The organism is Heyndrickxia camelliae, from assembly GCF_002844575.1.
Classification (GTDB): domain Bacteria; phylum Bacillota; class Bacilli; order Bacillales; family Bacillaceae_C; genus Margalitia; species Margalitia camelliae.
Genome location: NZ_PIQO01000005.1, coordinates 157,220 through 170,500, shown reverse-complemented (window position 1 = coordinate 170,500; position 13,281 = coordinate 157,220). Strand labels below are relative to the sequence as shown.

The window sequence follows — 13,281 nt, the reverse complement described above, 5'->3', positions numbered from 1 at the left end:
CCAAAAGTTTGTCTTTCTTTCGCCCAACCACTTTTTTGTTAAGAAAACGAGTAGTATTGTACCTCCTACAATTTCAACAATTAAGGTTTCACCATAACATATTTACCGTACCAACTTCCCAATTTGTTAGTCTACTTATTCTATACACATTTAACACGAGTTCAAGAGGAACAAATACCATAATAGCCTATAGAATACTAAATACATTTAACTTCAAGAAATATTTCATAAATAAGCCCCTAATAATTTATTTCTTACTATATTTTTTGCCCCTTTAGTCCAAGAGGAAAATAGTCACCATTGGCATCTCAATATCTTTTTAGCATTTTAATAACAGTGTTATAAAACAACTATTCTTTAAAGATAAAACCAATAGAGTTGTCTTTTCCACCATACCATTTATCAGCTATTTCGGCTTTGGTTAAAGTAAATAAATCTTTTACAATATTCCAGTCCGTTTTATTTTCCGAGCCATTCTCAAAACTTAACAATGTTTCTTGTAAAGTATCGTTTTTTTGATAAAGTGCAGTCATTAATTACTGTATAAGAATCCTTCTTAATTTTTGTTGATCCAATTCTCCTATTTTCATGTTTATTCCTCAGTTCTTCAATATTCTTTCTTCAAAGGGCGGGATAGTTCCTTTTTTAGGAAAGTTATTCTTCCACTAACCTACCCCTTTAGCCGATAAAAAAGGACTGCCGCAGCACTCCTTCTTAATTCAAGCATCCCGTAAATTACATAAGGAAACACTCTTTATTCTTCTTTTATGAAGGTATTCACCAAAAGAAACATCCCACCTGATGATAGAATAAATCCGAATAATAAAACAGCCATTGACTTAATATAAACTTGCCAATTTTGTAATGATTCACTTTTAACCCTATACTGTTCTAATATCTGACTCGGATAATTGATATTAAAACTTTCCAACATAATCAAAAATCCAACTAAAAGAAATCCTATACCTATCCATAACGCTCTTTTATTTTTCAATATCGTGCCTCCTCCAATAATGTATATCTTTAAAATTATTCTAAATTTATATTTAGATTCCTATTTTAGATAACAATAACCCATTCAACAAACCGTTAGCTGCAAAACAAAATTATAAACGAACTGCTAAGGTAATCGTTGTTTTTGCCAACTAACGCATCCTACTTCAATAAAAAAGAGAAACCGTTATTCATAAATGGTCCATTAGGTTACATCCACAAAAACCATTATGAATACAATAAAACCAAACATTGATACCATTTTAAAGACTTCGTCGTGTTTAATATAGAAATATCCCCAAAGTGTTGAATCAATATTATAACTTGAACATGGTATGTTTTTAATGTTTGTCCAGAATAACCTTGAATTTGTTTATCCGCTCTATATAAGCCCCTACTCTTTTATAGGACAATATGATCTTTTTTTATTAGAAATATACTAAATTAATAGCAATATCTATTAATTTAAGTACAATACATTACAAATAACTGTCCCTTTAACACAAAAAGAAAGGCTGATTAACTTTTGTTGAAAAGGTTATTTATTATAAATTCTTTAAACATGAGATTAATAATTTTCCGTACCTTTCCATGTCTTTTATATAGTCAAAGTTTTCACATAAGCTATTATACATCCTAACAGCAACTGTGTTTAATTGAGGAATAACTGTACATGAACAGCCAGATGCCCCCAGTATTTGGTATGAACCTTCTGGTAAATGTGAACTCAATTCATTATAATCACAGGAAACCTCGTTATTTTTCACCCACCAAAAAAATCCAAATTTAGGTAAATGTTTAGGTAAAGTTTCAGGGCTTTGGATCGTAGTAACAAAATCAAAAATTTCTTTAGGGAGTATTTGTTTTCCGTCACATAATCCCTTGTTTAAATGCAGATTACCCCACATTGCCAATTCTCTAGCATTTACATATAAATTTCTTTCATTCCCGATATTTGAACCTAGTCTAAAAGTTGGATAGCTTTTAGGTGCATGTATATCACACACTAGCGTTTTTTTTCCTTCAGTAACCCATTCTGTATGTGTCCAATTTAAAGGATGAAACACTCTTTCTGTAAGCACTTCATTTACTGTCCTTCCAGTAACATTGAATAAAATTTTTGCTAATAAATCTGGCTTTTTCCCTTCAATATCTGTTCCTGCATTAAATACACGTTCCACTTTATTATTATTTTTCATTTTTAAACCCGTACATCGTGTTAATAAATGTCTAATAGTTGTTTCCCCAAGAATTTCTTTATCATATTCAAATAAATAATTGCTGATTTTATGATCAAGTTTTAAATAGCCTTCATACAATGCTATTGCTATTGCTAATCCAATATAAGTCACTCTTGTTGAGTAAACGTTAAACTGGGAAGCTATATCAATTTTTCTTGCTCCCTTTTCAAAATGATGCGTGCCTGAATACCATTCATGTACTATGCGGTTATCTTTCATAATTACCAAAGCAGAACCTGATGCATGCATTTCTCGTTTTATCTTTTCTGTATATAATGTGATATCTGTAAAAACACTTTTATTTAATGTTAAATTCATCTCCACACCCGCCTTTTTATTTCATAGCAAGTTTTAAATACGCTTCGCTAATCCCCCTTCCTAAACATTCTTCAAAATAATTCAAATTCCTTTATTCCACTAGCCTGCCTCTTTTGTAAAAAACTAAAATCATCGTAGCAATCTATCTTCTTAAAGTATTGAATCCTATAGTTTAAGTAAATCTTTCGTGTGGTAGCATACAAAAAAGACACCTTCCTACTAAAGAAAAGCGCCAGATTGTTGAAAAAAAATTATTTATGTCATGATTCACTGCTAGTTTGATAGTAAAGCAAAATATTTTTATGAAAGGGGATCTAGATAAAAGAAAGTTAATCAGATTCCTAAATAATGATTTCAAGTATGAAAATAGAAAGAACTGTTTGCCAAGGGTATCCAACCACTTAGGAGTGCACCACCGTCAGAATGGTTACCTGCAACAAGGTCACCTCTGTGTTGCGTAATGATTCTCTTTGAAATCGTCATTCCCAGCCCAGCTCCCCCAGTTAAACGATTTCTCGATGCTTCCCCACGATATAATGGTTCAAAAACTCGTTGAAGTTCATCTAAAGAAAAACCCCTACCTGTATCTTTAATGGTAAAGGTCACATTGTTGCCATTCTTATAGCATTCTACAAAAATCTCCCCATGGCAGGGAGTATGTCTGACCGCATTATCCAATAAATTGTTCATGGCACGCTCCAATAAGTGCGAATCCCCAAGGACTACACACTTCTCACCAAATCGGTGCATAATGATCGATACATGTTTCTGGTGAGCTAGTGGACTAACGCTGTCGATCGACCTCTGTAAAACAATGGAAAGGTCTACCGTATTTTCTTTGAATTCCATCTCCAATAATTCTGTCTTTGTAAATGTGAAAAGGTCCTCAACCAGTCGGTCCAATTGTGCAGATTTTTCCTTACAAACCTGCAGATACTTTGCTTTTTTTTCAGGTGAATCAGCAATACCTTGCTCTAAACCTTCCAAATAGCCCCGCAAAGCAAATAATGGTGTCCGTAAATCATGCGCAACTGCAGCAATCACAAATCTCCGTTCATCTTCCAATTCTACCTGTTTCTGATAAGATTTTTTCAAACTATCTACCATCACATGAAAACCTTTATGGACTTCAGCAATCTCTGAAATCTTTGAGGAAGGTAACTGGATATCCAAATCTCCTTCTGCAATCTGCCTAGCACTTGCGCTCATTTTCTCCAGAGGAATGAGAATATATCTTCGCATTGTATAGGCAACAATCAAAAAGGCCAATAGTAGACCACTAATTACTGCAATAATTTGAGTCATTTTTGAATTGGGTTGAATGCCGAGATTGAACGATTTTGTTTCAAGAAAATGCGCTCCCACATAAAATATCCATGGAAAAATCAGGATAATAAATAAGCAGAGAATGGTGAACTTACGAATACGAATGGTTTTCATTTTATTCTCCTTTGAAACGATAGCCTATACCCCATACGTTAACGATAAATTGAGGATCATTCGGATCAGCCTCAATTTTCTCCCTTAGTCGACTTAAATGGACACGAATTGTATGTTTGTCACCAATTCCTTCCCAAAATTTATTAAGTAATTGGTCGTAAGAAAATACATATTTAGGATGTTTTGCAAACAATTGCAGCAAATCATACTCTTTAGGTGTGAGTGAGATGGGCTGCCCATCCACAAAAACTTCTCGTGTCGACAAATCCAATGAGAGCCTTCCATAATTCAAGACCTTCCTATTCCATTCTTGCTGAGAACTGGAGCGCCGTAATACAGCCTTCACTCTTGCAACAATCTCACCCGGTGAAGCGGTTTTGACTATATAATCGTCTCCTCCAAGTGCTAAGCCGCGAATCTTATCTACATCATCACTTAAAGCACTCAAAAACAGAATCGGTACGCTGCTTTTCATACGAATCTGCCGACATAACTCAAAACCATTTTGTCCCGGCATCATTACATCAAGGACAATGCAATCAATGGTATTTTGTTCTAGGACGGCAAATGCCTGAGTAGTGTTATTAGCAGTTTTCACATAAAATCCTTCATTCTCTAAGAAATCCCTCAATAGTTCAACAATGCTTTTATCATCGTCAACAACTAAAATCGTCTGCTCTTCCTTCATGATTATCCCACCTTTCCTCAATGAACTCTCTCTATATATCAACCTAACAAATGAAAGTTGATTTTAGTTTATCATTTTTTTAATAAAGATAAAGTTTTCTAATGGATTGGGATTATTTTGTGATTGTTTTATACATTCATTTGAGACATTCAAAGGATATTCTTTCATTGTGGAACAATTAGCAGGCTTCACGCCATATTCAACTACTTTAAAGGAGGAATTACCAATGGATCACACTTTCTCATTCTTTCCGTTTGGCGCATTATTTTGCCTTACACTATTTTGTTTTGTAGCTGTCCGCATATTCTCCATACGCTATCGTTATAAAGATAACAGGCAAATGGACCTTCTTAAAGACCTAGTAATCAAGGGGGAACTGACCGAGACGGAATATCAGAGACTGATAAATCTGCTTACAAAATAAAGATACAAATGGTCTTAATTTATTTTCACGGAGGAAATATGTATGCATATCCAAATTGTGTTGTTTGATGGATTTGATTTATTAGACGCCATTGCACCTTATGAAGTGTTTACTGCTGCAGCGATGTACTTAAACGAGGAAGTAACCGTTAAACTTGTATCTGCTGAAGGCAAGCGTTTGGTAACAAGTGGTGTAAATCATTTAGAAGTTCAAGCAAGTGATAAACTTGATTTAAACCGTAAAGGAATCATTCTTATTCCGGGAGCATCGGGTTTTATTCATGATAATGGACCAGATTCGGTGCCTGTGAAATTACAACAAGCAACAGAAACAGAATTAAGTCATTTGTTAAAAGAAGCTATAATGAAGCCAGATATTTTGCTAACCACAGTTTGCGGTGGTTCTTGCATATTAGCTATGGGTGGTTTATTAGAAGGACGGCATGCCGTTACCCATCATATGGGAATGGAACTTTTAAGTGCCACAGGTGCTATTCCTGTTAACGCAAGAGTCGTTGACGATGGTAATCTCATCACTGGAGGGGGCGTGACATCGGGGATAGATGTCGCCCTTTACTTAGTTGAACGAGAGTTAGGTCCTCAAATTGCACATGCTGTTGAGCAATTATTTGAACACGAACGAAGGGGGACGATTTGGAAGGCTGAAGGAAATGTACCCAAAGAAAGTAAACATGAAAATCCAGTTGAAGCGACAATACAACCTTGCACTATTCAATCAAATGAAATATGGGGTTTTCTAGGAAAATGGGATACTACCATTTCCACCCCTATAGGAAAGCTTTCTGTATTAATAGATTTATCTACTAATGATGGACAAATAGTCGGAACCGCAAAGCAAGGAGAAGAGATTGTTCCTTTAGACAACCCTTCCCTTGAAGGGAAACAATTAAAATGGTCCATGACAATAACGAAGCCCATGCGTCTTACTTTAAAGTTTAGCGTTTCGATAGATGGAAACCAAATGGTTGGTGAAGCGAAGGCTGGTATGCTTCCCTCTTCAAAATTAATTGGACATCGTATTACTTAAAAGGAATTCTAGCAGGCATTATGCAATAGTTCCTTTTATGATTTCAGAAGGATGGATGAATTTTGGTTATTCATCTATCTTTCAATCTTATGGGCAGGGATTGCAATCGTGCTGTTTGTCCTGATTGGCGGCATGATTGAAACGATGTATAGAAATCTAAAAAGATTATTCTATGAAAGTACCTTAATAACAAACTAGTAGAAAATGTATCAATGTTAAATTGGTATAGCTGGGTTACCTTTCTTTTCATCATGACTGCTGTTTTTATTATGACTAAAGGAGGAAAAGCTAATGAAAAAATTCATTCGAATTGCTATTTTAATTATCCCAATCCTATGGGTATTTCATACTCTTTCAAAGAATTTTATGGTCGATCCTACTTTTGAAAAATTTATTTCTAGAAAGGATCTAATTCTGACAAATAAATCCCTATGGATAGTAATGATTCGTATTCATATTTTGCTGGCTATTATTGCACTTCTCACAGGTCCATTAGGTATGATAAAAAGAATACGCATAAAATCTATCAAGTTTCACCGCTGGAATGGCCGATTATATGCTCTGTCTATCATAATAAATTTCATTCCCGGTGTTTATGTCTCTTTCTTTGCAACAGGGGGATGGCCAAGTACAATCGGTTTTCTAATTTTAAATACATTATGGCTCGGCACAACTATCCTAGGATTTTGGTATATCAAGAGAGAAAAAGTAATCCTACACAGTCAATGGATCATTCGAAGTTTCTTTCTTTCCTTTGCGAATATGACTATATATATAATCGTAGCCATTACTCATAATGCAATGAACTTCCCCTCTGGAAATGCCTATACGATAGCAGTATGGTTATGTTGGATTATTAATCTTTTTATTGCAGAGATAACAATTAGACAAAACATTCTTATAGGAAGGAAATAATTGCAAAAGTTAAATCATATGTTAAACTACATCATTCTAGTCAAAGCTTGAATATTCATCCCCCATAGTGTTTTCTAACATCGACAAAAGGATCCTAAATTAATAATGAGACGGTCAACTAACGAAGCATTTTTATTTTCATATTTTATCTATATCTTGCCTTTTGGGCTAAAATAAGGACCACACCAACCTGTTTCGTGTGTTATTACAAAAGTCCAACGAAATTGTTTGTCCACAATGTACATATCTATATTGGTTTCATCAGTTAAATCATCGGTGTTAAACATCGCTGCATTTTCAAGAAGTAATGCGTAATCAGAATGTTGAAAGAAAACATAGCATTTATTTTTCCTTACATTGTTAAAAGCCTCTGCAGCTTTTTCACCTTCAATACAATCCTTCTTTTTATAACTGAAAAGATGCTACAGATAGCCACCAAAACCACCATTATCTAATAAATAGCTTATTTTTCCTTATCGCTTAGATGAATGGCGAAATTATTTTCCCATTCATTTCGTAAATACGTTCCCCACTTCGGTATTTCGATTACCTTAATGTTTTTATTTTTAAGTGTATCTACTATATCCATTTAGCTATTTACTAGCTTCATGTAAATTCCCTGAGTTATTAGGACACCTAAACTACAGAGTAACAATGACCATTTTCACTCTGTTAGTTGGTACGCTAATGCTTGCTATTTCGTCTGTCGTTAAAGTGAATAAAACTTTTACAAAATTCCATTCCAATTTATTTTCCGAATCAATATCAAAACTTAATATTGTTTCCTGTAAAGTCCTGTTTTTTGATAAAGTGCAGTCATTGAGGCTTGTATAGAACTCTTCCTATTTGTTGTTGATTCAATTCTCCTAGTTTCATATTTATCCCTCATTTCTTTAAAAGGTAGGAAAATGGTTCATCCACTACACTGCCCCTGTATAAATATTGACACCTCTAGGTGAGTAATTCTTTTATGTTTGCAAGAAATCCTTTTTGCACTAAATTGCCCCGTTTGTTCAATAAGAAAAGCCGCCAAATTGGCAGCTGGATTTTAAACTCTTTGCCCCCTTTAGATTAAGTGTATTTCATCACAAACTTATCATAATTTAAATTTTTTTATAAAGGAAATGCGGCCAGTTTGTAACATTAAATAAAAAAGCTACTATGATAGTAGCAATTATTACGTATTAATAAATGGTTGGAACCATTCCTCCATCCATACGGATTGGAGATCCCTTAAATGCGGATGCATATGGACTGCATAAGAATACAGCTAGTCTGCCTATTTCCAAAGGTTTAATAAATCGCTGAATTTCAGATTGAGGTAGATTTTTCATCATAAAATGTCTTTCTTTTTCTGAAAAAGACATTTTATCATTATTATAAATTCCCTCAATAATTTGTTGTACATTTTCCGAAAGCGTAGGTCCAGGCATAATCGTATTGATTGTAACTTCGCTTCCTTTTGTTAATTTAGATAAGCTTTTGGACAATGATAAAAGCATGGATTTTGTCATACAATACTGAGGCATCTGCCCAGAAGGCATTACTGCTTCTTCACTTGCAATAAAGATAATGCGGCCATCATTATTCCCCAACATTTTCGTTAAATAATATTTGGACAATCCATTAGCAGCTAATACATTAGTACGGAAGTATTTCTCCCATATTTCATCAGTAATATCTTCATACTGCATAATTTCATATATTCCTATGTTGTTCACTAATATATCAACCCTGGGGAATTTTTTAAATAATGCCTCTCTTTGTTGGGCATCAGTGATATCAGCTGTAGCATTCTGGGGAGAAGTTGCTGGGAAAGTTGATTTAATTTCCTTTACTGTTCGTTCTACCTCTCCATAATTACGTCCATTTATAAGGACGTTCACTCCTTCTTTGGCTAGTTCTATAGCAATTGCCTTACCTATTCCTCTAGTGGAACCTGTTACTAACGCTGTTTTATTGTTTAATCCCATTTCCATCCTATTACTTCTCCTTTACGTTTCATCAAATTAAACGGTTTCAGTTTATTGAATTTATATTTACATATTCAGCACGCCAATTTAACGGGGTAATACCTTCCCAACCACGAAAAGCTCGATAGAACGAGCTCTGATCTTTATACCCTACTAGAAAGGCCACTTCTTTAATATCTAAATAAAGATTGGACAAGTACTCTCTTGCCAGTTCATGGCGGGCTTCTTTCAACAACTGTTTGAAGCTAGTTTGTTCGTCATTCAGTCGGCGCTGTAAGGTACGTTCGCTCATTCGCAATTCACTTGCTACATTTTGTATTTCTACTCGATCTCCTGTTAAACTGCGTTTCAATATCCACTTAACTATCTCAGTCATAGAGTGACGACGTCGCTGTTCGTCCAACGTTTGGTTGAGTATGGGGGTTAATATGTCCAGTAATTCCGCATTGTAAGAAACAAATGGGCGATCCAAATCTTCTCTATGCAATGTCAATCTGTTGCATTTTTCACCAATTTGGATAGGACAACCAAAGTAATCTTCCATTCCTTGTACTGGATTCATGGTATGTTTAAACTCTACTAAACTCGCTTTTAAAGGCACACCCGTACCACGTCTCCCAAGCTCCAGTAAAAATGCAAGCGTAGTTCCAACAAGCAAAGGTGGACCTGGTTGATCAGTATCCGACCACTCCACTTCGATGATACAACTTCCGCCTTCCTCCACAATGCGAATATTTTCAGGAGGACACATTTCTTTATACCGAGCCATTCTATTTAGAGCATCCCGGTAGTCACGAGCATGGTAAGCTGCCAGTACAGATGGTGGATAATGAGATGGTTCAAATACTTTCGGAAGCTTAATTATCGCCGCTTCCATATTACCGACAAGATCAGAAAATGCTTGCCATATTGCGAAATATTGCTCAGTAGTAACAACAGATTCAGTGATTACCGTAAGTGGCAATTTCGCTTTCCTAGCTACAGCTTGAGCCGTAACTCCAAGTTGATACAGTCCTGCCCAAAATCCATCCGGTATTTTAATACGAGGATGTTCAGTCATATATTACACCTCTCATCTATTAACACATGAACGTTTTCAAAATAAACGCAGATAAATTTGCTAACGGAACAGTTATTTCATTTTACTTATATAATCCGCTTCTGTAACTAGCATAAAACGACAATACACTAGCAATAGACGTCAAATAATGAATGAGCTACTAGTATTCAGGCTAACCTTCATTAGAATCTCTTGAATTTGAGCCCTTTCATTATTATTTATTTAAAATTATTTAACAACTAATTTATTTTGTATCAAAGTCCATACAACTGCATTAGCTACTCTAACTTTAGCCCAATAAAAAAAGACTTTCCCCCTTCACTGATAAATTTTCACCATATATAAAATCAATATTTTTATTAAACAAGTCTGCCCCATGAAAATAAGTACTATTTTCATATACAATATTCACCGTTTCAAGTTGGTTAGATGATTAGAACTAGACACTCTGACTTCCCAGGCATATAGATGACCCACTCCTTATGGTTTAATTACAAGTATTTTATCATCCTTGTTCCATTATCCTGCCCTGTTAGCCGAATAAAAAAAGCCACCGAAATGGCGGCTGGATTTTAAACTGCACCCTTTAGTTCAATTAGAATAAAAATTACTTACTTTTTTCTTTATTATCAAAGGCATTTACAATAATGAATAATAATAAAACGGCAACAGTTTCTGTTTTCAATGGTATTGTAATGCTATTCATAGCTTCATCTACCATATGCAATGCTAACCAGGTAAATGTGCAATCTATTAACATTCGTGTAAAAAATGATTTGTATTTTCCCGATACATATTGGGATAACAATGTGATTAAAGTAATAGAAATTAAATCCACTACACCGCCATAAAGAAACAACAACAATATAAAATTTATAAGAGAGTATGGGGATGTACATCGTACTCCGAATAAATTAAAAAAGCCTACAAATCCAAAAAATATACTCCCAATAACGCTTTTTCAAATAAACCCAAATTTCGAAATCGATTTTTTTACGGTTCATTACTTAGTTACATTTCCTTTTTCATTAACTTAAAAATTAATAGCATATTAAGTCCCAACGTTATAATACACATACTTATACTTTTCTGCCCCATTTGTTCATGCATTCCTTATTCAGTAATGCACCAGTTTGTTGTAGAAGCAAAAAACTTAACCTTCATTTATCACACCATATCTTCTGTTGTCCCCCATCCAATTGCTTACATCGCGCCATTTAACTTTTTTAGATGCGATCCAAGTAACTTCATCATCGTGGCTAATTGGTTTCCAATCATAGGCATCTGCCCAATAGAAATTACCATCTTGTAATAAGAGGATAGCATCTAAGATAATTGAATCGTAATTTTCGGGACTTGGATTTAAATGAAAATGTGTTACTCCTTCGAATAACAATTCTATTGCGGATGGATTATTGAACTGTCTCTGAAAAAGCATTCGTATATTGGTATCAAGTCCTAATCCAACTCCCATAGACAGGTCTTTGTCAACAAAACTTTCAGTCCACATCAATAACTCTTTTAAACAGCTATCGTGAAAGTTACCAAACATTTTAAGTAGCTTATTAATATCTTCATTTCCTTTAATTTCAATCCATTCCATATTAGCACCTACTAAAAACTGATTATTTCTTAAGAATTAAATAAGTTTCAGAATCAAAACTCCTTTACTGTAATAAAAGTCGTCTTATTTTAGACAAATCCTTCTTCAACAAAGCTGCCACGTTAGTCGAAAAAGCCACCAAATAGGCAGCTGGCTCTTTAACTATTTACCTTTAATTTAAGTCTATTAATTCACATAAAATAATTTGAAAACCTACATTCAATGTAGAAATGTTGCTCCATTTTTTGTATAAGGAAATAAGAAACATGCTTATGAATTAATACCTGTGTTATCAAACTAATTATTTAAAGCCATATTTACTGATTCAATAGCGTGAATAAACGTTGTATCGAACAAAGGAGCATCTGAGTCTTCTGGTTTTACTAACAATCCAATTTCTGTACAGCCTAATACTATTCCTTCGGCTCCATTATCAATTAAATTCTTAATAACTTTTTTGTAATACTCCCTTGATGATTGTTGAATGTTTCCTAAACACAATTCTTCAAATATAACTTTATTTATTATTTCTCGTTCAGAATGATTTGGTATTAACACCCTTATACCGTTTGACTCTAATCGAGATTTATAAAACTCTTGCTCCATAGTATACTTAGTACCTAATAATCCTACCGTACTAATGTTTGATTTTTTAATTTGATTTGCTGTTGCTTCAGCTATATGTAAAATGGGGATGTCTATTTTTTCTTCAACATATTCAATTACTTTATGCATTGTATTTGTACAGATAACAATAAAGTCTGCTCCACCTTTTTCTAATGAAAGAGCAACATCACCTAAATGTTTACCAGCTTTTTCCCACTCGCCCTCAGCTTGATAGCGCTCAATCATTTCAAAATCAACACTATATAACAAGCATTTTGCTGAATGTAAACCACCCAATCTATTTTTTACTTCTTCATTAATAATTCGATAATACTCAGCTGAAGATTCCCAGCTCATTCCTCCAATTAATCCAATTGTCTGCATAAAAATCCCCCATAACTATATCTATTTCGATACATTATATATAAAGTTTATTTATATTATTAATTAGCTTTTTCAACTAAAATGCCTCTTTTGTTGAGGAAAAAATAGGATTTCCCTGCAACCACATTGTTCAATACACAAGCTCCAGTTACGTTAATAACAGACTTCCCCACCAGGCAATGTAAACACGTCAAATCCATCGTCCCCTCGTAATGCCCATCCCTCAAAATAAGAACTAGCGTGAAACAATTCAAGTGATAGATTATCTTCAAATTCCATCACAAATAATAACTCTCGATAATAAGAAATGTTTACTATTTTCTTAGAGAGGAGTAGTTCCTTCACATTGTTATAAGAGAATTGTTTTGGTGCAGAAATACAATCCGTTTCACCTAATAAAATTTCATCACCTTTACGAATTCTCCAATAAGAGACCCATTTTGAAAAATAATTCCCAAAGGAACTTTTTCTTCAGTGTTTACATTTATTACAGCTTGATTGATGAAATAACTATAATCAATTTTATTTAAATTCCCATCTGACCAACTCCTGAAAAAACATTTCTTAGTTTAATAATTCCACAATGAGA

The 13,281-nt window shown here is 34.1% G+C and carries 14 protein-coding genes and 1 pseudogene; 3 read left to right on the top strand and 12 right to left on the bottom strand.

What is annotated here, in order from left to right; genetic code table 11:
- Positions 1 to 350: 350 nt before the first annotated feature.
- The 5 genes from CWO92_RS09450 to CWO92_RS09430 all read right to left on the bottom strand — a co-directional run bounded on the left by CWO92_RS09450 (position 351) and on the right by CWO92_RS09430 (position 4,680).
- Positions 351 to 533 carry a hypothetical protein gene (locus tag CWO92_RS09450; RefSeq protein ID WP_101353955.1) on the bottom strand — a complete coding sequence of 61 codons (183 nt, stop codon included), beginning with the start codon at positions 531 to 533 and terminating at the stop codon, positions 351 to 353.
- 221 nt (positions 534 to 754) lie between these two features.
- Complete coding sequence (locus CWO92_RS09445; protein ID WP_101353954.1) at positions 755 to 994, bottom strand: hypothetical protein; 240 nt, start codon at positions 992 to 994, stop codon at positions 755 to 757.
- Positions 995 to 1,538: 544 nt separating this feature from the next.
- Positions 1,539 to 2,552: a serine hydrolase domain-containing protein gene (locus CWO92_RS09440; RefSeq protein ID WP_101353953.1), complete on the bottom strand. Its 1,014-nt coding sequence runs from the start codon at positions 2,550 to 2,552 to the stop codon at positions 1,539 to 1,541.
- A 354-nt stretch (positions 2,553 to 2,906) separates the two neighbouring features.
- Positions 2,907 to 3,992, bottom strand: a complete 1,086-nt coding sequence (locus tag CWO92_RS09435) for a sensor histidine kinase (protein ID WP_101353952.1) — start codon at positions 3,990 to 3,992, stop codon at positions 2,907 to 2,909.
- Between the two features lies 1 nt (position 3,993).
- Positions 3,994 to 4,680: a response regulator transcription factor gene (locus CWO92_RS09430; protein ID WP_101353951.1), complete on the bottom strand. Its 687-nt coding sequence runs from the start codon at positions 4,678 to 4,680 to the stop codon at positions 3,994 to 3,996.
- A gap of 226 nt (positions 4,681 to 4,906) precedes the next feature.
- Here CWO92_RS09430 and CWO92_RS09425 point away from each other — a divergent pair, with 226 nt between their 5' ends.
- From CWO92_RS09425 to CWO92_RS09415, 3 genes are all read left to right on the top strand, one after another.
- Positions 4,907 to 5,104 (top strand): hypothetical protein, encoded by a 198-nt coding sequence (locus tag CWO92_RS09425; protein ID WP_101353950.1) that lies wholly within the window; start codon positions 4,907 to 4,909, stop codon positions 5,102 to 5,104.
- 42 nt (positions 5,105 to 5,146) lie between these two features.
- On the top strand, positions 5,147 to 6,151 hold the full coding sequence (locus tag CWO92_RS09420; RefSeq protein ID WP_101353949.1) for a DJ-1/PfpI family protein: 1,005 nt from the start codon (positions 5,147 to 5,149) through the stop codon (positions 6,149 to 6,151).
- A 291-nt stretch (positions 6,152 to 6,442) separates the two neighbouring features.
- Positions 6,443 to 7,066 (top strand): DUF2306 domain-containing protein, encoded by a 624-nt coding sequence (locus tag CWO92_RS09415; protein ID WP_101353948.1) that lies wholly within the window; start codon positions 6,443 to 6,445, stop codon positions 7,064 to 7,066.
- A gap of 149 nt (positions 7,067 to 7,215) precedes the next feature.
- On the opposite strand, the pseudogene CWO92_RS09410 reads toward CWO92_RS09415, so the two are convergent.
- From CWO92_RS09410 to CWO92_RS26290, 7 genes and pseudogenes are all read right to left on the bottom strand, one after another.
- Positions 7,216 to 7,655 (bottom strand): annotated as a pseudogene (locus CWO92_RS09410) (DUF4275 family protein).
- Between the two features lie 595 nt (positions 7,656 to 8,250).
- A complete protein-coding gene (locus tag CWO92_RS09405; protein WP_101353947.1) occupies positions 8,251 to 9,045 on the bottom strand; it encodes an SDR family NAD(P)-dependent oxidoreductase in 795 nt (264 codons plus the stop codon).
- Positions 9,046 to 9,085: 40 nt separating this feature from the next.
- Positions 9,086 to 10,099 (bottom strand): helix-turn-helix domain-containing protein, encoded by a 1,014-nt coding sequence (locus tag CWO92_RS09400; RefSeq protein WP_101353946.1) that lies wholly within the window; start codon positions 10,097 to 10,099, stop codon positions 9,086 to 9,088.
- A gap of 607 nt (positions 10,100 to 10,706) precedes the next feature.
- Entirely contained in the window at positions 10,707 to 11,042 is a 336-nt protein-coding gene (locus CWO92_RS09395) for a YrvL family regulatory protein (RefSeq protein ID WP_235851589.1), read from the bottom strand.
- A gap of 210 nt (positions 11,043 to 11,252) precedes the next feature.
- A complete protein-coding gene (locus CWO92_RS09390; protein ID WP_101353944.1) occupies positions 11,253 to 11,702 on the bottom strand; it encodes a hypothetical protein in 450 nt (149 codons plus the stop codon).
- A 297-nt stretch (positions 11,703 to 11,999) separates the two neighbouring features.
- On the bottom strand, positions 12,000 to 12,692 hold the full coding sequence (locus CWO92_RS09385) for an aspartate/glutamate racemase family protein (RefSeq protein ID WP_101353943.1): 693 nt from the start codon (positions 12,690 to 12,692) through the stop codon (positions 12,000 to 12,002).
- A 153-nt stretch (positions 12,693 to 12,845) separates the two neighbouring features.
- Positions 12,846 to 12,974, bottom strand: a complete 129-nt coding sequence (locus CWO92_RS26290) for a hypothetical protein (protein ID WP_268877586.1) — start codon at positions 12,972 to 12,974, stop codon at positions 12,846 to 12,848.
- Positions 12,975 to 13,281 lie beyond the last annotated feature (307 nt).

Coding starts and splice junctions, on each gene's coding strand:
- CWO92_RS09400 (WP_101353946.1), bottom strand. CDS start 10,099: ATGACTGAACATCCTCGTATTAAAATACCGGATGGATTTTGGGCAGGA.
- CWO92_RS09390 (WP_101353944.1), bottom strand. CDS start 11,702: ATGGAATGGATTGAAATTAAAGGAAATGAAGATATTAATAAGCTACTT.
- CWO92_RS09450 (WP_101353955.1), bottom strand. CDS start 533: ATGACTGCACTTTATCAAAAAAACGATACTTTACAAGAAACATTGTTA.
- CWO92_RS09405 (WP_101353947.1), bottom strand. CDS start 9,045: ATGGAAATGGGATTAAACAATAAAACAGCGTTAGTAACAGGTTCCACT.
- CWO92_RS09440 (WP_101353953.1), bottom strand. CDS start 2,552: ATGAATTTAACATTAAATAAAAGTGTTTTTACAGATATCACATTATAT.
- CWO92_RS09420 (WP_101353949.1), top strand. CDS start 5,147: ATGCATATCCAAATTGTGTTGTTTGATGGATTTGATTTATTAGACGCC.
- CWO92_RS09430 (WP_101353951.1), bottom strand. CDS start 4,680: ATGAAGGAAGAGCAGACGATTTTAGTTGTTGACGATGATAAAAGCATT.
- CWO92_RS09425 (WP_101353950.1), top strand. CDS start 4,907: ATGGATCACACTTTCTCATTCTTTCCGTTTGGCGCATTATTTTGCCTT.
- CWO92_RS09385 (WP_101353943.1), bottom strand. CDS start 12,692: ATGCAGACAATTGGATTAATTGGAGGAATGAGCTGGGAATCTTCAGCT.
- CWO92_RS09415 (WP_101353948.1), top strand. CDS start 6,443: ATGAAAAAATTCATTCGAATTGCTATTTTAATTATCCCAATCCTATGG.
- CWO92_RS09435 (WP_101353952.1), bottom strand. CDS start 3,992: ATGAAAACCATTCGTATTCGTAAGTTCACCATTCTCTGCTTATTTATT.